Origin of the sequence: Alteromonas sp. KUL49 (genome assembly GCF_006538345.1) — a bacterium.
GTDB lineage: Bacteria > Pseudomonadota > Gammaproteobacteria > Enterobacterales > Alteromonadaceae > Alteromonas.
In genome coordinates this window covers 274,492-297,484 of sequence record NZ_BJKL01000007.1, presented here as the reverse complement: position 1 = coordinate 297,484, position 22,993 = coordinate 274,492, and the positions used below count along the sequence as shown (strand labels likewise).

General features: G+C 44.9%; 27 protein-coding genes. 8 read left to right on the top strand and 19 right to left on the bottom strand.

All coding sequences use genetic code 11. The annotated features are described in order from the left end of the window. Positions 1–13 precede the first annotated feature (13 nt). The 12 genes from EYS00_RS20560 to EYS00_RS14220 form a co-directional block, all read right to left on the bottom strand. Positions 14–178, bottom strand: a complete 165-nt coding sequence (locus tag EYS00_RS20560) for a hypothetical protein (protein ID WP_165399390.1) — start codon at positions 176–178, stop codon at positions 14–16. 120 nt (positions 179–298) lie between these two features. Then, on the bottom strand, positions 299–625 hold the full coding sequence (locus EYS00_RS14265; RefSeq protein WP_130637751.1) for a hypothetical protein: 327 nt from the start codon (positions 623–625) through the stop codon (positions 299–301). A gap of 581 nt (positions 626–1,206) precedes the next feature. Beyond that, the gene (locus EYS00_RS14260) at positions 1,207–1,494 is read right to left on the bottom strand and encodes a hypothetical protein (protein ID WP_242618776.1); all 288 of its coding nucleotides are present in this window, start codon (positions 1,492–1,494) and stop codon (positions 1,207–1,209) included. 120 nt (positions 1,495–1,614) lie between these two features. Continuing rightward, positions 1,615–1,995 (bottom strand): hypothetical protein, encoded by a 381-nt coding sequence (locus EYS00_RS14255; protein ID WP_130637749.1) that lies wholly within the window; start codon positions 1,993–1,995, stop codon positions 1,615–1,617. A 65-nt stretch (positions 1,996–2,060) separates the two neighbouring features. Then, positions 2,061–2,321 (bottom strand): hypothetical protein, encoded by a 261-nt coding sequence (locus EYS00_RS14250; RefSeq protein ID WP_242618775.1) that lies wholly within the window; start codon positions 2,319–2,321, stop codon positions 2,061–2,063. Positions 2,322–2,448: 127 nt separating this feature from the next. Next, the gene (locus EYS00_RS14245) at positions 2,449–2,865 is read right to left on the bottom strand and encodes a hypothetical protein (RefSeq protein ID WP_130637747.1); all 417 of its coding nucleotides are present in this window, start codon (positions 2,863–2,865) and stop codon (positions 2,449–2,451) included. Positions 2,866–2,938: 73 nt separating this feature from the next. Continuing rightward, positions 2,939–3,139 (bottom strand): hypothetical protein, encoded by a 201-nt coding sequence (locus tag EYS00_RS14240; RefSeq protein WP_130637746.1) that lies wholly within the window; start codon positions 3,137–3,139, stop codon positions 2,939–2,941. Between the two features lie 575 nt (positions 3,140–3,714). After that, a complete protein-coding gene (locus EYS00_RS14235; protein WP_130637743.1) occupies positions 3,715–3,978 on the bottom strand; it encodes a hypothetical protein in 264 nt (87 codons plus the stop codon). A 126-nt stretch (positions 3,979–4,104) separates the two neighbouring features. Further along, positions 4,105–4,518: a hypothetical protein gene (locus tag EYS00_RS14230; RefSeq protein ID WP_130637741.1), complete on the bottom strand. Its 414-nt coding sequence runs from the start codon at positions 4,516–4,518 to the stop codon at positions 4,105–4,107. 561 nt (positions 4,519–5,079) lie between these two features. Then, entirely contained in the window at positions 5,080–5,442 is a 363-nt protein-coding gene (locus EYS00_RS20555; protein WP_165399389.1) for a hypothetical protein, read from the bottom strand. Positions 5,443–5,584: 142 nt separating this feature from the next. Next, complete coding sequence (locus tag EYS00_RS20550) at positions 5,585–5,761, bottom strand: hypothetical protein (RefSeq protein WP_165399388.1); 177 nt, start codon at positions 5,759–5,761, stop codon at positions 5,585–5,587. A gap of 150 nt (positions 5,762–5,911) precedes the next feature. Then, positions 5,912–6,349: a hypothetical protein gene (locus EYS00_RS14220; protein ID WP_130637738.1), complete on the bottom strand. Its 438-nt coding sequence runs from the start codon at positions 6,347–6,349 to the stop codon at positions 5,912–5,914. Positions 6,350–6,603: 254 nt separating this feature from the next. On the opposite strand from EYS00_RS14220, the gene EYS00_RS14215 reads away from it, so the two are divergent. Then, entirely contained in the window at positions 6,604–7,572 is a 969-nt protein-coding gene (locus tag EYS00_RS14215) for an integron integrase (RefSeq protein ID WP_130637736.1), read from the top strand. Between the two features lie 80 nt (positions 7,573–7,652). Here the strand turns inward: EYS00_RS14215 and fadA are convergent, their stop codons facing one another. Together fadA and fadB are read right to left on the bottom strand one after the other, a co-directional pair. Next, positions 7,653–8,816: an acetyl-CoA C-acyltransferase FadA gene (gene fadA, locus EYS00_RS14210; RefSeq protein WP_130637734.1), complete on the bottom strand. Its 1,164-nt coding sequence runs from the start codon at positions 8,814–8,816 to the stop codon at positions 7,653–7,655. Positions 8,817–8,834: 18 nt separating this feature from the next. Continuing rightward, positions 8,835–10,985, bottom strand: coding sequence for a fatty acid oxidation complex subunit alpha FadB (fadB, locus tag EYS00_RS14205; RefSeq protein ID WP_130637732.1), 2,151 nt, complete (start codon positions 10,983–10,985; stop codon positions 8,835–8,837). A 388-nt stretch (positions 10,986–11,373) separates the two neighbouring features. On the opposite strand from fadB, the gene EYS00_RS14200 reads away from it, so the two are divergent. The 3 genes from EYS00_RS14200 (at position 11,374) to EYS00_RS14190 (ending at position 15,573) form a co-directional block, all read left to right on the top strand. Then, positions 11,374–13,431, top strand: a complete 2,058-nt coding sequence (locus EYS00_RS14200) for a transglycosylase SLT domain-containing protein (protein WP_130637730.1) — start codon at positions 11,374–11,376, stop codon at positions 13,429–13,431. Positions 13,432–13,521: 90 nt separating this feature from the next. Further along, positions 13,522–14,841 carry a Xaa-Pro dipeptidase gene (pepQ, locus tag EYS00_RS14195; RefSeq protein ID WP_130637728.1) on the top strand — a complete coding sequence of 440 codons (1,320 nt, stop codon included), beginning with the start codon at positions 13,522–13,524 and terminating at the stop codon, positions 14,839–14,841. A 15-nt stretch (positions 14,842–14,856) separates the two neighbouring features. Then, positions 14,857–15,573 (top strand): ZIP family metal transporter, encoded by a 717-nt coding sequence (locus tag EYS00_RS14190; protein WP_130637726.1) that lies wholly within the window; start codon positions 14,857–14,859, stop codon positions 15,571–15,573. Between the two features lie 192 nt (positions 15,574–15,765). Here the strand turns inward: EYS00_RS14190 and ispB are convergent, their stop codons facing one another. Next, entirely contained in the window at positions 15,766–16,740 is a 975-nt protein-coding gene (ispB, locus tag EYS00_RS14185) for an octaprenyl diphosphate synthase (RefSeq protein ID WP_130637724.1), read from the bottom strand. 368 nt (positions 16,741–17,108) lie between these two features. Between ispB and rplU the strand changes: the two genes are divergently transcribed. The 4 genes from rplU to folA all read left to right on the top strand — a co-directional run bounded on the left by rplU (position 17,109) and on the right by folA (position 19,707). After that, complete coding sequence (gene rplU / locus EYS00_RS14180; protein WP_130637722.1) at positions 17,109–17,420, top strand: 50S ribosomal protein L21; 312 nt, start codon at positions 17,109–17,111, stop codon at positions 17,418–17,420. Between the two features lie 15 nt (positions 17,421–17,435). Continuing rightward, on the top strand, positions 17,436–17,693 hold the full coding sequence (rpmA, locus tag EYS00_RS14175; RefSeq protein ID WP_115591793.1) for a 50S ribosomal protein L27: 258 nt from the start codon (positions 17,436–17,438) through the stop codon (positions 17,691–17,693). Positions 17,694–17,894: 201 nt separating this feature from the next. Next, positions 17,895–19,061, top strand: a complete 1,167-nt coding sequence (gene cgtA, locus EYS00_RS14170; RefSeq protein WP_130637720.1) for an Obg family GTPase CgtA — start codon at positions 17,895–17,897, stop codon at positions 19,059–19,061. A 148-nt stretch (positions 19,062–19,209) separates the two neighbouring features. Continuing rightward, positions 19,210–19,707 carry a type 3 dihydrofolate reductase gene (folA, locus tag EYS00_RS14165; RefSeq protein ID WP_242618774.1) on the top strand — a complete coding sequence of 166 codons (498 nt, stop codon included), beginning with the start codon at positions 19,210–19,212 and terminating at the stop codon, positions 19,705–19,707. 45 nt (positions 19,708–19,752) lie between these two features. Here the strand turns inward: folA and rpoS are convergent, their stop codons facing one another. The 4 genes from rpoS to EYS00_RS14145 all read right to left on the bottom strand — a co-directional run bounded on the left by rpoS (position 19,753) and on the right by EYS00_RS14145 (position 22,972). After that, positions 19,753–20,742, bottom strand: coding sequence for an RNA polymerase sigma factor RpoS (rpoS, locus tag EYS00_RS14160; RefSeq protein WP_130637718.1), 990 nt, complete (start codon positions 20,740–20,742; stop codon positions 19,753–19,755). Between the two features lie 82 nt (positions 20,743–20,824). Then, entirely contained in the window at positions 20,825–21,760 is a 936-nt protein-coding gene (locus tag EYS00_RS14155) for a peptidoglycan DD-metalloendopeptidase family protein (protein WP_130637716.1), read from the bottom strand. A 1-nt stretch (position 21,761) separates the two neighbouring features. Beyond that, the gene (locus EYS00_RS14150; RefSeq protein ID WP_130637714.1) at positions 21,762–22,340 is read right to left on the bottom strand and encodes a YqaA family protein; all 579 of its coding nucleotides are present in this window, start codon (positions 22,338–22,340) and stop codon (positions 21,762–21,764) included. Continuing rightward, positions 22,337–22,972 (bottom strand): protein-L-isoaspartate(D-aspartate) O-methyltransferase, encoded by a 636-nt coding sequence (locus tag EYS00_RS14145; protein WP_130637712.1) that lies wholly within the window; start codon positions 22,970–22,972, stop codon positions 22,337–22,339. Before EYS00_RS14145 ends, EYS00_RS14150 begins: the two co-directional genes overlap by 4 nt. Positions 22,973–22,993: the final 21 nt, after the last annotated feature.

Sequence of the window (22,993 nt, the reverse complement as noted above, 5' to 3'; positions counted from 1 at the left end):
CTTTTGTAGCACGTTATTTTTTTTTAGCGAGAGATGGATACGTATCCTCAACAGACTCCGGAGTGATTTCGAATTCAGTATTGTCAGGGTGATCGAATAACTTTCTACGCCACTGCATGTGCTGAGATATTTCGGCTCTGATCTCACCCAACAGTTGCAAATGAGCTTCTTTGGTCAAACTAAACTCCGAGAGTTATAACACTAAGCTAAGGGGCATAAGCACAATGCGAAAATCGCGAAGCCGCATTGTGTTTTTGTCCCAGCGAGCCGCGTAGCGGGTTGCGACTTGAGCGTTTTGTTAGGTGCGTTTTTCAATAACAAGAGTACCTCCCGAATTGCAGGATGTTGCAATGAGTTTTTCAGGTATATCGATTTTACTTAAAGGTGACATTGATTTAATAAGAATGAAAGGGTAATTGACAGTACTCACGCTACCTGCACTATTACTAGTAACTACAATTTTTTTAAGTTCACTATCTGTTTGTTCTAGGGCTGGATTGTGCCATGTATAGATGACGCTAACATCGAAATTTAGCGGGTTTTGAAGCTTTACAGTGCATTCATAAGAAGTCGCAAGTGCTTTTGTAGAATAGGTTAAAACTGCAATTAAAATAAATAGCTTCATTTAAGCACCTAACACTAAGCTAAGGGGCAAATGTACAATGCGAAAATTGCGAAGCCGCATTGTATATTTGTCCCAGCACGCCCGCGCAGCGGGATGCGACTTGAGCGTTTTGTTATGTGCCGGTTGCATAATAATTGAGATTACCTCCCAAAAGCGGTTTGTATGAAGATACTTTAACTTCTGAACCTACATAGCATCTTGGTTCACAAACAACTTTCAAGAACATGCCATTATCAAGTCTTACAGTGGCGTAATGAACTAGCGGCCCCGCACCACTTGGTTTCGGTATACTAGAGTATGTCTCAGCAATAACACCATTTTTTGTTTCAATTAGGTATCCGCGAAAAAAGACTAAGTCAGCTAGCAAATAAATTACCGCAAATATTAACAGCCAAATGAAAGTGCTCTTAAATAGTGATTTATTCATAACGTTTCAGGCACATAACACTAAGCTAAGGGGCAAATGTACAATGCGATAATCGCGAAGCCGCATTGTATATTTGTCCCAGCGACCCGCCCCGCGGGTTGCGACTTAAGCGTTTTGTTATAAGCCATTCTTAATACATCCCAGTTTAGTGAAATTAATCTCCACTGCTACCACCTGAATTTGAACCCTCGTTGCCTGAATACAAATTGCCACTACCAGAATGGTCTTTTACTGGGTTGCCACTGTTAGATTTTGGGTTTATTGAACGAAGAATTAGTACAGTGGCAAGTGGCCCAATAATCGGTACAAGCCAATTAGCGAGTAAAGTTACAACTTGAGAGCTTTTCTTAATAAAGAGAGTGTTGTTAACGGCTAATGTATTTAAAAATGCCCAAGCCAAATGAACGCAACAAATCCCTGCCAATAAATAAACCAAATCCATAAATTTTCCTGTGGCTTATAACACTAAGCTAAGGGGCAAATGTACAATGCGATAATTGCGAAGCCGCATTGTGTATTTGTCCCAGCACCCCGCGCAGCGGGTTGCGACTTAAGCGTTTTGTTATACGCCATTTGCCTGCAATGATTTTTTTGCTACCAAAATAAAGCAAATACCAATCCCTAAAACAATTAAACAAATAGCGATAAAAGGCATGGCGCTTACAATTACAGATATTCCTTCGCCTACATTACCTTCCGCAATTGTTAAGTTTTCTGCTGAGCCAGAAACTAAAAATGAAGTTGGCGCCCAAAATGCCCTGTAAGTTACCATAGCAGAAAGTCCTAACGAAGCTAACGCTCCAAAGCTCGCTACAATCCAGCCAACTACTTTCAGAATTTTTGCCAAAATCATATTTATCCCTAATAAATCTTTCCATTTTTGAGTGGCGTATAACACTAAGCTAAGGGGCAAATGTACAATGCGATAATCGCGAAGCCGCATTGTATATTTGTCCCAGCGACCCGCGCAGCGGGTTGCGACTTAAGCGTTTTGTTAGGTGCCATGTATCAAAGGCCTCCGTAAAACAATGCAAAGCATAGATAACCTGCTAAACAAACAGCAAAACCTGAATAAACCAATTTCCCAGAATAAGAGGCTGTTTTCCAATTCAGTGCACAGTAAATTAGTGAAAGAGGAAGGAATAGAATTGTAGCAATGCCAAAAATATGCTGTTTGTTACCTATGGCTGTCAATGCACTAATCAAACTACCGACAAAGAACAAGGTTATTCCTAAGCCCAGTAATAAAATCACTAAAACTAGTTCCAAAGATTGTTTCTCCTTCGCTGGCACATAACACTAAGCTAAGGGGCAAATGTACAATGCGATAATCGCGAAGCCGCATTGTATATTTGTCCCAGCGACCCGCGCCGCGGGTTGCGACTTAAGCGTTTTGTTATATGCCGGTGCCAGTCTGCCCAATTGAGGTTTCCTTTAGCAATTCTAGTCCAAGCTTTAAATGCGTATCCAAATTAATCTCCAAATAAAGCATGTCTATATTTTCTGGTAATTGCATCGATGGAGTTGAGCCTTTCAATCCGCCATTAAGTGCTATTTTGAATACAGTAGCAAATTCCAAGGGGGAAAGACTATCCATTGAATCAAACAATTCGACTTCAATGTTCGATTTCGCTACTAAATCCTTCTGGGAGTATTCTTCTTTATTCCCGACACGAGCGGTAACTACTTCGCGCCTAGCCGAAGCAAGCTGAATAATGTCTTCTATAATTTCCAAATCTATATTCATATTGATTGAGGCATATAACACTAAGCTAAGGGGCAAATGTACAATGCGATAATCGCGAAGTCGCATTGTATATTTGTCCCAGCGACCCGCGCAGCGGGTTGCGACTTGAGCGTTTTGTTATGTGTCGTTAGCTGAATAATCATTGTTGTTTAGGCGGTTCGTACATTAGCCATTTTGATGTAAATCCGGCACTTCCAAACAGAAAAACTACTCCAGCTAACCAAGGTAAGCCGCCTTCCCAGTCAGACCATTGTATTTGAGCAAAACCAAAGACAAATATGTAAGCTACTAGCGCCCAAACTAAGACTACGCTAATTAGGTTTCCGATTCTTTTAGTCACTACAATCCTTATAATTTATTTATCCTTGAAGGCACATAACTTCCAAATAAGGGGCGCAGGCACGGGGCTATAATCGCGCAGCGGCCCCGTGTATGCGTCCCAGTGCGCGTCAGCGCACGACTTAATTTGTTTGTTATAAATGATTTACGGTAAAAGCTGCAAGTGAAAAGAGTGTTGCCTTAGATTTGTTTTTGATGTTTTTAACAACCTGCCATGGCGCGCACTGAGCTAAAGCGGCTTTCAAAAGAGATTTGCCGCCACAAGTAACCGCTGATGTAGCAACTGTAAAATTAAAAACAACCTTTCACTCACTCGGTCGTAGCCGTTCTTGAATTATCCGCGAAGAGAGGCCGAAAAGAGTGAGTTGTTTACGCAGTCGAATGTTTGAGTACAAACGCTGTTAATTGAAAAGACAAACCAGAAGCTAATGGCTACTTAAAAAAGAGTTAAAGCCTGAATTTCGCCATGGTTTATAACACTAAGCTAAGGGGCAAATGTACAATGCGAAAATCGCGAAGCCGCATTGTATATTTGTCCCAGCAGCCCGCGCAGCGGGTTGCGACTTGAGCGTTTTGTTATGCTTCATTGCCCCAACGCCCTTGTTCTAGGCTAAGCTCTAGAAACTCTTGAAAAGACTGGTCTTCTACGTTGAAAAAGTCGAATCCTGTTCGTTTAAAACCGTCTATCTCTGCACTTTCCACCTTCCCAAGTCCTTTGTTTGCCAGAGAATATTCATTTTGAAGAATGTAGATAAGTTGATGGAAGCGCAAGTTAGGTTGAGCTTTCCAAATTTCCCGTAGTGATTCGAGTATTTCGTCTATTCTTTTTGGGTCTCTCACTAATGTTCCTTATTGGATGGAGCATAACACTAAGCTAAGGGGCAAAAGCACAATGCGATAATAGCGGAGCCGCATTGTGTTTTTGTCCCAGCAGCCCGCACAGCGGGATGCGACTTGAGCGTTTTGTTATACGCGTTTTTCAACGTAGTGCATACCCCATTTTTTCGCCGCAGCTAGCATGAAACTGAAATAGCTTATCGAAAAGCAGGCGTTAAAATATACGTCAGCTCCGTCTTTAAAAAGTAGAGACTGTGCAAACGATATAGCTATGCTGAACAAGGCAATAAACCATATAGCTTTAATTACATTGTCGTAAGTGGCGTTTTTTAAAATGCCACTGTGTTGCTGAAAGCTGAGAAAAAAACTCGATACCTTGTAGCACAACCAAACCACAAAAAGCGTTGCAAGACAGGTAAAGATAGTCGCGGACAATTCCTGAGTAGCTAAACCGATAAAAAAGGCGGAGAGGCACCAAGCGATAGGAAGCTTGATTGCATTCTTTTCCGTGAATGCTAAGTAATTAGGTTTTTCAGAGAGCATTTCTATCCTTGTTAATTAAGAGCGTATAACACTAAGCTAAGGGGCAAATGCACAATGCGATAATTGCGAAGCCGCATTGTGTATTTGTCCCAGCGACCCGCGCAGCGGGTTGCGACTTAAGCGTTTTGTTATGTGCGTACATTAAACATCCTTTTACTTTGTAGCATTTTGTACAAAAAATATAGGCTAATGAACGGGCATACAAATATTGCTTTGTACGAAAGTGTAATTGGGTAAATTTCCGGTAGCGCTAGACCGACTAGAAAAGCAAAAAACATAGCAGAAATGGAAAGGCCGCAGAAAATAAGACAGAAATAACCCAAAATTGTCAAAGAGCTGAAGGGCTTATTTGAGATAGCTTTTTGAATTATGGTGTAACCTGAAATGAAAAATACAATAGTTATTATGTTGGCGAGTACTAAATCCATCTAATTATTCCTTGTAGCACATAACACTAAGCTAAGGGGCAAATGCACAATGCGAAAATGGCGGAGCCGCATTGTGTATTTGTCCCAGCAGCCCGCGTAGCGGGATGCGACTTGAGCGTTTTGTTATGTGCGTTCATGCTAAAACCCCGTTTAGTAACATGCTGGGCATGAAAAAGCAGAATGCCAATATACCTGAACTTGTGAATACAATTGCGACTGCACAAAATGAAGCTTGAACACAAAACACAGAAGGTTTTGCAGAGGCACTTTGCCTTAAAGCTATTATCGCAGTGCAAATACACATTTTAACTTTTTGGTATTTTGTAGATAACCACGATGCTAGAGGGGCAAGGCTAGCAAAAACCATAGCAACCGCTACTTCCATACCTCCAAGCTGAACTAAAAACGCAATTTCTGGTAGAAACGCCGCGGCAACAACCATTGTAATTCCAACAATAGCGCGCTGTAGATTAGTTAATTCATTCCATGATTTCATATTTTTCCTTTAAGCACATAACACTAAGCTAAGGGGCAAATGTACAATGCGATAATCGCGAAGCCGCATTGTATATTTGTCCCAGCAGCCCGCGCAGCGGGTTGCGACTTAAGCGTTTTGTTAGGAGTACAAGTCATCAAAACTACGCCCCGATGCTTTTGAATAAAAAGTACGAGAGAGTCCCAATGCACAAGACAGCAATTGCCACCATTATGGTGAGTGTTTTTGATTTTGCCATTGATTGAGCTAGTGCTACTTCAGTTTGCATTTCAATGAGATCTGAAGCCTTCATTGATTTGCTAATTTTCTGTTTATTCATAAAGTCTCCATTTGAAATTTCGTGTACACCTAACGCCCAAATATGGGGCGCGGATGCGCAGGCGATAATGGCGAAGCCGCCTGCGTGTTTGCGTCCCAGCCCGCCTTGGCGGGCGCCATAATTTGTTTGTTATGTTGCCAGCCATTGAGGCTAATAGAAGTCATATAACTCTTTGAACCTTTCTAGTGACTCCTCTTCATTTTGTCCGAGAAGAGATTCGTTATAACTGATACTTTCAGGTACGCCAGCAGTTGAAAAATTCACCCTAACAAACTCTGCATAATGGCTTATGCCGTAGCTTAGATCTTGAAAGCCAAGAGTTTTATTCTCTGAAATTGGCTTAAAAGAGTTCGCATGGATAAACAAAGAATTCAGAGTTGGGCCACTCTTGTGATATTGAGCATTTATTTGTACAAGCTTAATTTCAATACCTTTTAGATGAGGCATTTTCTCTAATATAAAAAAGATTGATCTCTTTTCAATCGCATCTTTATCTAGTGACGCTAGTGTATCCCAAACATACTCTTCTGTTCCTTGGGCTGATGAAAGGAAGAATATAAGAAAACATGCAAGCACTCTCGACTTCAATTTTTCAAACCTCCGATGTTTATTGCAACATAACAATTTAATGTACGGAAAAAGTCCTTTATGCAAGACGGAATAATTCCATATATACGATTTCCTATTGTTTCAACTCTCGCACGAAAATACCCCAATATCAATTCACTACACTTTGGACTAGAAAATCCTGAGCAATAGTACGGAATCATTCCTGAATAATTTACAGGCCTCATTAAATTGTAGAAGCTGTGTTTACATACAGTTTAATGATAGGCGAATTAATGAGGTCCATGTTCTTGCAAATGGTTGTTGAGCATATGCGCAATCGGCGCTATGCCAAACGTACAATTGAGTTGTATAGCAGTTGGATCGTTAGTTTTATTCGCTTCAATGACAATGCCCATCCCGCCGATTTGGGCGACGAAGAAGTCGAAGCCTTTTTATCATATCTCGTCGCCGCCAAAAACGTTGCGCCTGCAACGCAGGCCAGTGCCTTAAATGCCTTGGCGTTTTTGTATCGCGATGTGCTCGAACGTCCTTTATCCCTTACTCTAGATTTTGTTAATAGCCAGCGCAAAGCAAAGCTTCCCGTGGTACTTACCGAAGATGAAGTCGTGCTCTTATTTTCGAAGATCCCCGCCGTGCATAAATTGCCTATTTCACTTTTGTATGGCAGTGGTTTGCGTTTGATGGAGTCAGTTCGGCTAAGGGTGAAAGATATTGATTTCGACTACAACGCTATTCGAATTTGGGATGGTAAAGGTGGAAAGAATAGGGTGGTTACTTTGGCCACCGAATTAAAGCTTGCGTTAGTGCGGCAGGTGGGCTTGGTGGAAAACTATTTAATGGCGGATCTAGATGATCCTGACTTTTCCGGTGTGTATTTACCATATCGGCTTAGAGTGAAGTACAAGAATGCGTCTAAATCTTTGGAGTGGCAGTACCTTTTTCCGTCGTCAAGGTTATCGGTCGACCCCGAAAACCAACGCCTACGACGCCATCACGTGGATGAAACGAGCATTCAAAAGGCAATAAGAAAAGCAGCGAAAGACTGCGAGATTAAAAAGAAGGTAACGCCACATACATTACGGCATTCCTTTGCTACCCACTTACTGCAAGCCGGCGCTGATATTCGCACAGTTCAAACTCAGTTAGGGCATTCTGATGTGAAAACAACCCAAATCTATACCCATGTGTTACAGCAAGGTGCACAGGGGGTAGTAAGTCCACTTTCTAGAATTTTGAAATAGCAGCCGAGCCTTCATAAGGATTCTGGTACGCACAAAAAAAGGGCCCGTAGGCCCTTTTCAAAGTGCGACGATATCAGCGTTTAAACACGCTCGAATACTGTAGCAATACCTTGGCCTAAACCAATACACATAGTAGCTAAGCCTAAGCTTACGTCTTGTGATTCCATTAGGTTGATGAGCGTGCCCGAGATACGTGAACCAGAACAACCCAGCGGGTGACCAAGTGCTATTGCACCACCGTTAAGGTTAATCTTGGTATCTAGGTTGTCCATCCAGCCTAGTTGCTTAATACACGATAGTGCCTGTGCGGCGAACGCTTCGTTAAACTCTGCAAGTTCAATATCGTCCATAGTCAGGCCAGCGCGCTTAAGGGCTTTTTGTGTTGCCGGTACTGGGCCGTAACCCATAATAGCTGCATCACAACCAGCGACTGCCATTGAGCGAATTTTTGCACGAGGCGTTAGGCCAAGGGCTTTTGCACGCTCAGCCGACATAAGTAACATTGCTGATGCACCGTCCGACAGTGCAGACGAGGTACCTGCTGTTACCGTGCCGTTTACCGGATCAAATACAGGGCGTAGTGCAGCCATGCTTTCCGCAGTACTTTCAGGGCGAACCACTTCGTCATGGTCGATTAGCTTCAACACACCGTTTGCATCATGGCCTTCAACAGGCACTATCTCGTTAGCCCAGCGGCCTTCAAGTTGCGCTTTGTGCGCTAGCTGGTGCGAACGTGCACCAAAGGCGTCTTGCTGTTCACGGGTAATGCCGTTCTGGCGACCAAGTAGCTCTGCAGTCATGCCCATCATGCCAGACGCTTTTGCCGTGTACTTGGCAAGGCCTGGGTGAAAATCAATGTTGTAGTTCATAGGCACGTGACCCATGTGCTCTACACCACCAATCATGTAAATATCACCACGGCCACTCATAATACCGCTAGCAGCATCGTGAAGGGCTTGCATCGATGAACCACACAAGCGGTTAACCGTGACTGCACCTGTGGTACGTGGAATTTGCGTAAGTAGCTGGGCGTTGCGCGCTACGTTAAAGCCCTGTTCTTTGGTTTGCTGAACACAGCCCCAAATAATGTCTTCAATTTCCGCAGGATCAACACCTGGGTTACGCGCTAGCAGCGCGGTCATAAGTGCAGCAGACAGGTCTTCTGCACGCACGTTTCTAAATACACCATTTTTTGAACGACCCATTGGGGTACGTACGCAATCAATTACGACGACTTCTTTCATTAGATTATCCTCCGGGTCTTAAGCGAAATATGATTTACCAGCAGCGGCCATTTCACGAACGCCGTCTGAAATCTGATAAATAGGGCCAAGTTCAGCGTACTTGTCTGCCATTGCAACAAAGTTTGCCAAGCCAATGGTTTCAATCCAGCGGAAAATACCACCGCGGAATGGAGGGAATCCTAAGCCGTAAAGTAGTGCCATGTCGGCTTCTGCTGCACTGTCTACAATGCCTTCCTCTAGGCAGCGAATAGCTTCGTTGGCCATAGGGATCATAAGGCGTGCAATAATGTCGTCAGCGTCAAAGTCTTTAGTTTCAGCGACGTGTGGCGCCATCAGTGCGTAAGCTTCTTCGGCTGGAGTTTTCTTCGGCTTGCCGCGCTTATCTACACCGTAGTTATAGAAGCCTTTGCCATTCTTCTGGCCTAAACGCTTGTCATTGTAGAACAAGGTCACTGGGTCGTTTTCTAGGCGTGCCATACGCTCTGGAATACCATCAGCCATTACGTCAGCCGCATGGTCGCCCGTATCAATACCGACTACATCCATTAGGTAGGCAGGGCCCATTGGCCAGCCGAATACTTTTTCCATCACTTTATCAACGGCAACAAAGTCAGCACCGTCAATCAATAGCTGGCTGAAGCCTGCAAAGTAAGGGAATAATACGCGATTCACTAAGAACCCTGGGCAGTCGTTTACAACAATCGGGGTTTTGCCCATTTTCAGCGTTGCAGCTACCACGGCATTAATAGTTTCTTCTGAGGTATTTTCGCCGCGAATAATCTCAACCAATGGCATGCGATGTACTGGGTTGAAGAAGTGCATACCACAGAAGCGCTCTGGCTTATTTAAGCTCTTAGCCAGTTGATTGATAGAAATCGTTGACGTGTTGGAACAGATAATAGCGTCACCTGCTACGTTGTCTTCGGTTTCTTTAAGTACAATACCTTTGACTTTCGGGTTTTCTACTACCGCTTCGATAACAAGGTCTGCATCTTTCAGCGTGCTGTATTCAAGTGTCGGCGTAATAGCGTTAAGGGTTTGTGCCATTTTGGCTGCATCAACCTTGCCGCGTTTCATGCCTTTACCAAGGATCTTCGCTGCTTCTGACAGGCCAAGATCTAACGCACCTTGGTTAATGTCTTTCATGATGACTGGCGTGCCTTTAACAGCGCTTTGATACGCAATACCGCCACCCATAATGCCTGCACCCAGTACAGCATTAAGTGAAGACTGTTTAGTCGCTGCTTTTGCTTGCTTCTTACCTTTGCCCTTGACTAGCTGGTCGGCTAAGAAAATACCAATCTGCGCTTTTGCTGCGTCGGTTTTTGCTAGTGCAACAAAGCCTTCGTTTTCTAGTTTAAGTGCACCTTCGCGACCAAGGCCCGCTGCTTTTTGTACGGTTTCTACCATTTTATGCGGCGCAGGATAGTGTTTACCTGCTTGGGCAAATACCATGGCTTGCGCAGTGCTGAAACTCATCATAGCTTCGTTTTTGTTTAACTGAAGCGGCGCTTTTTTCACAGCGCGGCGAGCTTGCCAGTCAAATTTACCCGCCGCAGCGTCTTTCAGCATTGAAAGCGCACCTTCAACGAGTGCTTCTGGTGCCACTACTGCGTCAACCGCGCCTTCTGCTAGGGCTTTAGCGCCTTTGCGGTCGCGACCAGTGGTCATCCATTCTAGAGCGTTATCTGAACCAATAAGGCGAGGAAGACGAACTGTACCACCAAAACCAGGCATTAGGCCTAGTTTAACTTCAGGTAAACCGATAGATGCAGTGGTGTCTGCAATGCGCAGATCACAGGCGAGTGTCATTTCACAACCGCCACCCAATGCGAAGCCGTTTACGGCAGCAATCGTGGGGAACGGAAGGTCTTCGAAACGGTCGAATACTTGTGATGTTTTGGCAACCCATGACAGCACTTCAGCTTCTTCCATGGCAAATAGGCCAGTAAATTCTGTAATGTCAGCACCTACGATAAATGTAGATTTTGCGCTGCGTACTAGCACACCTTTGATGTCACTTGCCGCAAGTAGGGCTTGAGTGGCTTCATCAAGTTCAGTAACCGTTTGACGGTCGAACTTATTGACTGAACCTTCGGCGTCGAATACCAGCTCAGCAAAGCCGTCTTCTAAAAGACTGACGGACAGACTCTTGCCTGTGTATATCATTATCATCTCCTTTGGCATTGGCCAGGATGTTAGTTGTGCGCTGCTCCAAGTGAAGCAAATTCCACGACTAACGCGTTAGGGTGGCTAGATTCTTTACAAAGCCACACAAAATTTCAATGAAAAATTCAAACAGCTGTTTAATTTTTTACAATACTGGTGGTGCAACCAGTGAAATTCAAGGTCGAATTCACATATTGTGTTTGTATAATGGGCATGTTTACCGTAAACCGCCAATTCACAGTGAAAATAATCTACTATCATTGCGTTAATGGCGCTGAACAGGTCAATGTGCTCGTGTTGATACCTTTGTTAACCCATCAGCCGTGATAAACGTTACTATGCTTATTGTCAGTCGCGTATTCTCAACTTTTAGCGGAGCAGTAACACAATGGACAGTGCAACCCACCATTGTTTGATGCACAAGGTACTTTCTAGCAAAGTGTTACGCCCGTATTGGTTAACACTGCAGGTAGTTTGTGTCTGGCTTCTAGCCCTTGGATTAAGCGGTTATGCTCTCGCTGATACTGACGCCACTGAAAATGCAGAGTTTGATTGGTACGTCACGCTCGAAAAAAACATCCGTACCGCCTCTTGGCGCAAGTTGTCTTCACTTGAAGAGCAAATCGAACAACATCAAGAACACCCACTTTATGCCTATTTATTGCGGGCAAAAATAAATCGCAATTTTACCTACGCGAATCGTCGTGAAGTAGAGCAATTTCTCAATGATTATGAGGGGCTACCAGTCGTTTCTGGCATGCGTAAACGGTGGCTAAAGTATTTGGCGAGTAAAAATCACTTCCACTCACTTGCGCGTAACTATCGTACTGGCATGGGGGCAGAGTTGACTTGCCATTACCTTCGGCATCAAATTAAGCAAGTTGACGATCCCGAGCCTTATATTCAACAGGTAACTGGCCTGTGGCTTCATGGTAAATCTCAGCCCGATAACTGTGACCCTCTCTTTTGGATGTGGCGCAAAGCAGGGTATTTAACTCCCGAACTTGCGTTTACACGTATTTCTATGGCGGCAAAACAAGGTGAGCGTAAGTTAGCGACTTACTTAAAACGTTTTTTGCCCACTGAACAGCAATACTTAGCAAACGCGTGGTTAGCGGTCATGCGTAATAAAAATCAGGCGAATACTAGCCGTCTATTTCCTCTGAAATATCCAGAACAGGAAGCAGAAATTTTGGTGTGGGCCATTGAAAAATTAGCCTGGCAATCGCCGCTAAAGGCGGTAGATGCATACAATAAATGGGATGAAAAGGCGGTCTTTTCTGTGCCCCAGCAACATGTATTGCGCCGTGCTATTTCACTGAGCATGACCATAGATGATTTACCCGAAGCACCTACTTGGTTAGATAAAGCCAATGTGGCGGGGGTGAATGATGATGTGGTGCAATGGCACGTAGCCTATTTACTTCGCTCTGAATCATGGCAAGAAATAGTCGCCGTTATCGATCAAGCGCCAGAAGCGCTGCAGCAAGAAGACTTTTTCCGTTACTGGCGAGCGCGGGCTTATGAAGCACTAGGGCAGTCAGGGCAAGCAAACACGGTTTATCAAGCGCTTGCTCAAGAGCGCCATTACTACGGTTTTGTGGCCAGTGCGCGACTGAATCAAACACCCACATTTGGCCATGAACCGGCACAGCGTAATGCCGATGTTATTAATACTGTTGCCTCGCACCCCGCCGCAGTGCGTGCAAAAGCCTTATGGACGCTACAAAACTACACCCAAGCGCGGCGTGAATGGCGCTACTTGTTATCCCAACTAAGTACAGAGGAAGTGACTCAAGCAGGTATTTTGGCCCACGAGTGGGGCTGGCATAGTCGAGCTATTGTGAGCTTTGCCCAAAGCGGGTATTGGGATGACGTGGAGCGTCGTTTCCCGTTGGCACATGCGTCACAATTTGAAACAGCAGCTCAAGAGCACGGTATATCCCAACCCCTAGCGATGGCTATTGCGCGCCGTGAAAGCTCTTTTATGTCTGACGCCGTCTCCACTGCTGGGGCTACAGGCCTAATGCAAGTACTCCCCAGTACTGCTCGCTACTTAAACAAGCGCCGTGTGAGTCGCAATACCTTATTTCAACCAGAGGCCAATGTGGGTTATGGCGCACAGTATCTGCGATACCTCACGGATAAGTTGGGCAATAATGATGTGCTGATCTCTGCATCTTACAATGCGGGGTGGCGTAAAGTATTGGCATGGCTACCCGAAGATAATAGTGTTCCCATGGATATTTGGATAGAAAATATTCCTTATCGAGAAACCCGCGATTACGTCAAAGCCGTTATGGCGTATAGAGAAATTTACGCTATGCAGCTAAACGCTCCGTCCCCATTTTTCGTAAGCCTCCTAGGGGCTTCTGCGCCTAGCTTTGACGAAATTGAGTCTCATATGACGGGTAGCGCAGCTGAGACGTGTACGGCAACCTGTTAAATTTCACCGAGGCAACGTGATACACTCACGCCATACTATTAAAAAAAGTGCACTGCCTTTTAGGCAGGCTTAATAAACGACAGAGGTGTTATGTCTAGCCAATTGACAACCTATCAAGAGCATATTGCTACGCTGCAAAGCCGCACTAAAGAAGCCTTACAACGTGAAGGGCTAGATGGTTTAGTGATCCACTCAGGTCAAGGCAAACGCATGTTCCTTGACGACAACTACTATCCATTCACAGTCAATCCTCAGTTTAAAGCCTGGGTCCCTGTGGTCGACAACCCAAATTGTTGGTTGGTAGTGAACGGCGAAGACAAACCTACGTTAATATTTTATCGTCCCGAAGATTTTTGGCACAAAGTTCCGCCTGTCCCCCAAGACTTTTGGGTAGAGAGTTTTAATATCGTTATGCTTGCTCAAGCAGATGCGGTAGAAAAACACTTGCCTTATGATAAAGCGCGCTATGCCTATATTGGCGAGTATATCGAAGTTGCTAAAGCCTTGGGTTTCGATAACGTGAACCCTGACCGGGTAATGCACTACTTACATTATCAACGAGCATACAAAACCGACTATGAGTTGGATTGTATGCGCCAGGCCAATAAAATTGCGGTGGCCGGTCACAATGCCGCCCAGCAGGCTTTTTTGGCAGGTAAAAGCGAATTCGAAATCAATTTGGCGTATTTATCAGCCTGTGGACAGGGCGACAACGAGGTACCTTACAATAGTATTGTTGCGCTGAATGAACATGCGGCCATATTGCACTATATGCAGCGTGATACAGCAGTGCCCAGCGAGAGTCGCTCGTTCTTGATTGACGCTGGCGCGAGCTTTCACGGCTACGCGGCTGACATTACTCGTACCTACACCAATCAAGACGGCTTGTTCGCCGACTTAATTGCTCAGCTTAACAAGGTAACGCTCAGCTTGGTCGATGCCCTTAAGCCCGGTACTGAATACACCAATGTTCAGCTACTTGCCCACGAAGGTATTGCTCACATGCTTAAAAACAGCGGTATCGTTAACCTAGACGTAGCTGAGATGATTGAAAAGGGTATTACATCTACCTTTTTCCCTCATGGTATTGGCCACTTCTTAGGCTTACAGGTACACGATGTGGCAGGGCTGGTGAATGATGACAGAGGCACGCCCAAAGCATCGCCCGCTGAACATCCATTTTTGCGCTGCACCCGTATTATAGAACCAAGACAAGTGTTCACTATTGAACCGGGTTTGTATTTTATCGACAGCTTACTTCGAGATCTAAAAGCAACTCCGTCGTCTAAGTTCATTAATTGGGACACCATAGGCATACTTCGCCCCTTCGGCGGAATACGTATCGAAGACAATATTATTGTTCACCGCGATCGCAACGAGAACATGACGCGGGATTTAGGGCTGAATTAATCTCAAGGAAAAAGCATGCCTAGCTCACTGAATGATGTACTCATTATTGCATTACTCGCGGGCTTGGCGATGCCCCTTGGCGCACTCATTTCTACTATTCACGGTATTCAACCCAGATGGCTTGCCAAAGAGCTTCGCCATGGCATTTTGGCGTTGGGAGCCGGCGCACTTGTGTCTGCCGTAGCCTTGGTCCTTGTGCCCCAAGGTCTAGAAGGTTTACCTACCTTCGCAGGTATAGGCTGTTTTATTGCCGGTGCTATTGGGTTTATGGGGTTAGATATATTCTTTGCTCGCAGTAAGTCTAAGGCAAGCCAGCTTGCCGCCATGCTCACCGATTTTATCCCAGAATCTTTAGCGCTTGGTGCCGCAGCGGCCACAGGCGGGAGCACTCTCTTACTTGGCGGGTTAATTGGTTTGCAAAATCTACCCGAAGGGTTTAACGCTTTCAGAGAAATGGCACCCAATACCAAACGCAAAAAAGTACGTTTACTCCTGATTTTTACTGCAATGGCACTACTTGGCCCTTTGATGACCTTGATTGGTTTTTGGGTACTCGATGATTATCCGGTGCTGCTTAGCAGCATCATGCTCTTTGCTGGTGGAGGTATTCTTTACTCGGTATTTCAAGACATAGCCCCTCAAGTGCCTATGAGAAAACACTGGCTACCCACCTTGGGAGCTATTTTGGGGTTTGCATTGGGCATGGTGGGATTTTTACTAGAGGGGCATTAGCAATAGCACTTGAGTTATTTTAGGTCAGATAACGTCAGTCAGGGAAACAGTCTTTATAACGATCTAAAGAGGGACGATGGACTTTTTATAGCCATCTGAGGCATGCATGTCGAAGCTGAGCCCCATGGATGGCACTGGCGTGCGATAAAAAGTCCATCATTACCTATTAGAGATTTCACCTGAAGGTGTTTTTTAGCTTGTTCGAGCCACAGACAGGTGCGCAAGAGAAGCTAAGGCCTCTTTGAATGGCGAGTCAGGAACAATAGCTAGCGCATCTACTGCTTTCTGAACTTCTTTGTGTGCACAGGCGGTGGTGTATTCCAATGCACCGGTGTCTTGCATAATTTGCTGTATTTTCGACAAATGAGGTAAACCGTTACCTTGCTCAATGGCGTCTTGTATTAATTGTCGATCATCGTCATTTTTGGCATTCCACATAGCGTACAGTAGGGGGAGGGTGGGCTTACCTTCTGCCAAGTCATCCCCGGCATTCTTACCCATCTCTTCGCTATCAGCCATATAGTCTAAGATGTCGTCGGCTAGCTGAAACGCAGTACCTAAGTGCTTGCCATAATCTTGCATCGCTGTTTCTACGGCTTGGGGCTGGTCTGTAAGTACCGCAGAAAGTTGTGTGGCTGCTTCGAACAAACGCGCCGTTTTACCATAAATAACGTCAAAGTAGCGCTGCTCAGTGGTTGACGCATCGTTACAATTCATCAGCTGAAGTACTTCACCCTCGGCAATTTGGTTGGTCGCTTGAGAAAGGATATCCATCACTCGCATACGCTTAAGGCTTACCATCATCTGGAATGAGCGGGTATACAAAAAGTCACCCACCAATACCGAAGCTTGATTACCAAAAATGGCATTTGCGGTCTCTTGGCCACGGCGAAGTGTAGATTCATCTACTACATCATCATGAAGCAAAGTTGCAGTGTGAATAAACTCGATAATTGCGGCTAAGGTGTGGTGGTCTGTATTTTCAATGCCCATCGCACGTGCGCTAAGCACCGTAAGTAGTGGACGTAACCTCTTACCGCCACTGTTCACAATGTAAAAGCCAAGCTGATTAATCAGTGATACGTCGGATTCTACTTGTTGCTGAATCAGTTGGTTAACGGCCTGCATGTCATCGCTGGCCATCGCGCGGATTTTTTCAATATCCATAGGCATGTGTGCTGAAATTCTTCGTTATAGTACTCGGCAATAATGGGGCTAGATTGTACCTTAAAGCGATTGACTATCCACCCTATTTGTTGACTGAATTGGTTGAAATGCCTCGTAAATACTATAAGTGGGTCTTTTATCCTTATTCTGTTCATCTAATTGTACAAAGTCCTTCTGTAATTAGTTAAAATAGCGAAAAAATTATGGTCCAAATTGCTACAACGTTCGCCTTTAAAAAGAATTTTGCGCAATGTTGGAAAAATAATCGATTTTTGTCTGTATTGGGGTTGTGATCCAAAGATGTATCACGTACAATTCGCGCCCTGTTTTTTGAATTGAAGCGTCAGTGACGCAGAGCGGAGTTAACTATGTACGCGGTTTTCCAAAGTGGCGGTAAACAACACCGTGTGGCCGAAGGCCAAACCGTTCGTCTTGAAAAAATCGAAGTAGCCCCAGGTGAAACGGTTGAATTTGACAAAGTTTTAATGGTAAGCAACGGTGACGATGTAAAAATCGGTACACCAGTAGTTGCTGGTGGTAAAGTGACAGCTGAGGTTGTTACACACGGTCGTGGCGATAAAGTAAAAATCGTTAAGTTCCGTCGTCGTAAGCACTCTCGTAAGCAAGCGGGTCACCGTCAGTGGTTCACAGAAGTGAAAATCACTGGTATCAACGCATAATAGGAGCACGAACTAATGGCACATAAAAAGGCTGGTGGTAGTACCAAAAACGGTCGTGATTCAGAAAGTAAACGCCTAGGTGTTAAGCGCTTCGGTGGTGAATCTGTATTAGCGGGTAACATCATTGTTCGTCAACGTGGTACGCGTTTCCACGCTGGTGACAACATGGGTATCGGCAAAGACCACACATTGTTCGCATTGAAAGACGGCAAAGTACAGTTCGAAGTTAAAGGACCGAAAAACCGTAAGTTCGTGAGCATTGTTGCTGAGTAAGCGCATTATTGCTTACGCCGAACAGGCTTAAGAAAAACCCCGCGCTTGCGGGGTTTTTTGTTTGTAAAGTGAGACAGTTTTAAAATTCCAGCGCACTAGTACATCATTGTTGTCTGCGTTGCAGGCGATACTGCTGGAATTGGTATAGACTTATAGGTTCCACAACGCACTAATACCAAGGCAATTCGCCCGGAGTGATAAATGAAATTTGTAGATGAAGCTGAGATTCGTGTTGAAGCTGGTGACGGCGGCAATGGCGTAATTGGCTTTAGACGTGAAAAATACGTCCCACGAGGTGGGCCTGATGGCGGTGACGGCGGAGACGGCGGCAGCGTATTCTTAATGGCTGATGAAAACCTCAATACATTGATTGATTATCGCTTCGAAAGGTTCCATCGTGCTGAACGTGGTCAAAACGGTCAAGGCAGTAACTGTACTGGTCGTGGTGGTGCTGATCTTACGTTAAGTGTGCCTGTGGGAACCCGTGCTACCGACGACGACACCGGTGAAGTATTGGGTGATTTGACCCGTCACGGTCAGAAGCTTAAGGTCGCGCAGGGTGGTTTTCACGGTCTAGGTAATGCTCGTTTTAAAAGCAGTACAAACCGTGCCCCTCGTCAAAAAACCAATGGTACGCCAGGCGAGATTCGCAACCTTAAACTAGAGCTAATGCTATTGGCCGATGTAGGTTTGCTGGGTATGCCAAATGCAGGTAAGTCTACCTTTATTCGTTCTGTGTCTGCGGCAAAACCAAAAGTGGCTGATTACCCGTTTACCACTCTAGTACCCAACTTGGGGGTAGTGCGCCAAGACTCTCAACGTAGCTTTGTGGTTGCTGATATTCCTGGGCTCATTGAAGGTGCAGCCGACGGTGCAGGTTTGGGAATTCGATTCCTTAAGCACTTAGAGCGTTGCCGAATTTTACTCCACATTGTTGATTTACTACCTGCGGATCAAAGCGATCCTGCCGAAAACGCTAAAGCCATTGTACAAGAGCTTGAAAAATACAGTCCTAAGTTGGCAAGTAAGCCTCGTTGGTTAGTTTTCAATAAAGTAGATTTGCTACTTGAAGAAGAAACCGAAGAGCTGTGCAAGCAAATTGTTGAAGAGCTTGAGTGGGAAGGGCCGGTGTATCAAATTTCTGCCTTCCAAAGGCTAGGACTTGACCCGCTTTGTCATGAGATCATGAATTTCATCGAAACGCTGCCAGTCGAGGCAGAAGTAGAAGACGAAGAAGACGAAGTTGAGTTTAAGTGGGATACGTATCACAGAAATACTATCGAAGCTCATGATGATCTTGATGACGACCTTGACGACGATGATTGGGACGAAGACGATTACGACGTTGAAGTAGAATACCGTAAATAGTCTATTACATACCATGTTATTGAAAAACGCGGCCAAAGAGTCGCGTTTTTTTAATTTTGGGTACATAGTGAGAAATGGGTAAATCCACAGACGTTATCACTGCATTCATGTATCATGAGGTCAACTTTTTTAACCGCGATAGGTAAGAATGAAAATTGCCATGATAGCCGCAATGGCGAATAACCGTATTATTGGTGCTGACAACGATATGCCTTGGCATCTTCCTGCTGATCTTAAGCACTTCAAACAAGTGACTATGGGTAAACCAGTGATCATGGGCCGTAAGACTTACGAGTCAATAGGACGAGCACTGCCTGGTAGACCAAACATCGTTATCACCTCAAACACTGAGTACACTTTGCCTGATGCATCTGTAGTAAGCTCACCAGAGGCAGCGATGGATCTTGCCACTACGTTAGTAGAGAAAGACCAAGAAGTAATGATTATTGGCGGTGGTACGATTTATCAGATTTTTCTTCCTCAAGCCGAGATGCTGTATTTAACCCATATAGACCTAGAGGTGAGTGGTGACACTCAATTTCCAGACTATTCGGTACATAGTTGGACTGAATCAGAGACTCAATCATTCTCTGCAGACGACAAAAACCCTCACAATTATCGTTTTGTTACGTTAACACGAGCATAAAAAAAGGCGTGCTGGTAGCACGCCTTTGTTAGCAACGTTTAAACGCTAGCCCATTTGGTCAAACAGATTCTCTAATGAAAGACCTTGATGGCCCAGCATATCTCTCAATCTGCGCAACGCTTCCACTTGAATTTGACGTACACGCTCTCGGGTTAACCCAATTTCAGCGCCCACATCTTCAAGGGTCGACGGCTCGTATCCCATCAAACCGAAACGACGAGCAAGTACTTCACGTTGTTTTGGGTTGAGGTCTTGTAGCCAGTTTACGATATTGGACTTGATGTCAGAATCTTGAATGTTACCTTCTGGACCCGATTCTTTTTCATCAGCAATAATATCAAGCAGTGCCTTGTCGTTCTCACCACCGATAGGAGTATCTACCGAGGTAATACGCTCGTTTAGGCGTAGCATTTTCGATACGTCTTCAACTGGCTTGTCGAGTGCCGACGCAATCTCTTCTGCGGTAGGCTCATGGTCAAGCTTTTGAGACAATTCTCTAGACGCACGCAAGTACACATTTAATTCTTTAACCACGTGTATTGGTAAGCGAATAGTACGGGTTTGATTCATGATGGCGCGTTCAATGGTTTGACGGATCCACCATGTGGCATAGGTTGAAAAACGGAAACCTCGTTCTGGGTCAAATTTTTCAACAGCTCGGATAAGGCCTAAATTTCCTTCTTCTATTAAATCAAGAAGGGCTAAGCCACGGTTGTTGTAGCGCCGCGCAATTTTTACAACTAAGCGCAAGTTGCTAACTATCATGCGTTTGCGAGAGGCTTCGCAACCTTTCAACGCACGTCTAGCAAAATACACTTCTTCCTCGGCGGTAAGTAGTGGTGAAAAACCGATTTCGCCCAAGTATAGCTGGGTGGCATCTAGGTTTTTGGGTAGGTCTTCCTGACTAATAACGGCATCGTCGTTTTCACTATCTAGTGCATCTGCTGCTATTTCCTCAGCTTTTACCGAGGCTTCCATGATGTCTAATTCGTCTAGTGTTTTCGTTTCGATCTCAGCTTTAGTTTTTTGGCTCATAACTGAATCTCCTGCTTCAAAGGTTACCTTATGATGTTTCTCCTTTAGAAATATTTTTATGCTTATTTATTGTTATTATAAATTATTGCTTCGGTAGGTATTTAAGTGGGTCCAAAGATTTTCCCCTATACCTCACTTCAAAATGAAGTCTGACCGAGTCTGTTCCGCTACTGCCCATGGTTGCGATTTTTTGACCGGCAACCACCCAGTCTCGTTCGTTTACCAGTATTGAATTGTTATACGCATAAGCACTTAGAAAAGATTCTGTGTGCTTAATAATCACGAGATTGCCATAACCCCGAAGCGCGCTACCTGAATAAACGACTTTGCCATCAGCAGCAGCAACTACGTCACTCCCCAATGGCCCTGCAATATCAACACCTTTGTTGCCAGACTCAGCGATATCGAAGGTTTCGACTATTTCACCAACTGCTGGCCACACCCAACATGAAACCTTGTCTGGGAACCCGTTCTGCGACGCATTATTGACGTTCGATGACGAGTTTTTGTCACATTTACTTTCATGTTTATTAACAAGATTTTCACTTTCACCATACCCATGTGATTGTGGTTGGTCAATCACTCTTTGGGCGGTATTTGTTGTGGTCAGACCTGTATCTTGTGTCGGTGTGACTGATGTGACTTCATTGCCCGTAGAAACCACGGTGGGAACTGATGGGCGAGGTGCTGGTGCGCTTGTGACTCTCACCGCTGTTGGCGCGGGTTTCTGAGCAGCTGGAGGTGTTAAACGCAACGATTGTCCGGGGAATATACGATAGGGCTCGGCAAGATTATTGTATTGAGCGATATCTCGATAGTCATTACCCGTGTACCAAGCAATACCGAAAAGCGTATCTCCGGGCTTAACGGTATAGGTGGTGTCTGTGTACCCGCCCGTCTCTTCTGATGGTTGACTGTTTAACAATACAATAGGAGCAGGAGTGGTGCGCGCACCACAACCTACTAGCAGCGCCGAGGTGATAACAACTGTGCATCCTAGCCAATTGTATGTAGACATGTTATTTCAGTAATAAGTAGGCAATAACAGCCAGTGCAACCACTATCCAGCCTAGCGCTTCAACATATTGTCTTAGCTTGGCTTCCATTGGTGCCCCGCCCCATCGCATCAAGCTGGCAACGAGAAAAAAGCGAGCCCCCCTACCAATGGCCGAAGCAATGAGAAAAGGCAGAAATGCCATTTGCAGAAAGCCAGCACTTACGGTAAATATTTTGTAGGGAATGGGTGAGAAGCCAGCTAAAAATACAATCCAGACACCATATGCTTCGAACCACTGCATGGCAGTCTCGATTTTGTGAGTATATCCCCAGCTTTCTATAACGGGCGCTAGCCAAGCATCAAAGGCAAAATACCCTAGCAAGTAACCAGCAATTCCTCCAACGATAGACGCTATGGTGGTGATTAGCGCAAAAGTGAATGCCCGGTTAGGTTGAGATAACGACATTGGGGCGAGCATGACATCTGGCGGAATAGGAAAAAACACAGACTCAGCAAAGCTCAGACCGCCTAAGTATTTACTTGCGTGTGGGTGCTTTGACCAACGAATAGCGAGGTCATAACACGGCTCAAAAATTTTCAAAGTAGCTCTCCTGCAACCAGAGGTACAAACCGCACAGCCTCAACTGTTGTGGTTTTAAGTTCCCCTTCGATCCTATCGATACACAGTAATGACTGTTGGTCGTCACCCACTGGAATGATTAATCTACCACCTTCTTTCAGTTGATCACAAAGATCTTGCGGTAAACTGCTTGCCGCTGCGGTAACTATTATGGCGTCAAATGGTCCCTTTGAAGGCCAACCTTTCCAGCCATCGCCATGTTTCATGGCAATATTGTGAAGGTCAAGCTGATTCATTCGCCGTTTTGCTTGAAACTGCAACGACTTAATTCGTTCAACGGAATACACATAAGAGAAAAGCTGCGCCAAAATTGCCGTTTGGTAACCCGAACCAGTGCCTATTTCCAACACATTTTTGGGAGGCGTAGGACTATCGAGCAATAATTCGGTCATTTTCGCTACGATATAGGGCTGTGAAATCGTTTGCCCCTGACCTATGGGTAAGGCCGTATTTAAATAGGCTTGATGCTTCAGTGTTTCAGGTAAAAAAACTTCTCTGGGCGTACCCGCAACGGCGTTTAATACCTTCTGAGAGCGAACTCCCTCGTTGTAGAGCAGCTCTGCTAATGCATCTCCTTTTCTTGAAACTCTCATAATGGTGTGTGTCTTCCTTTA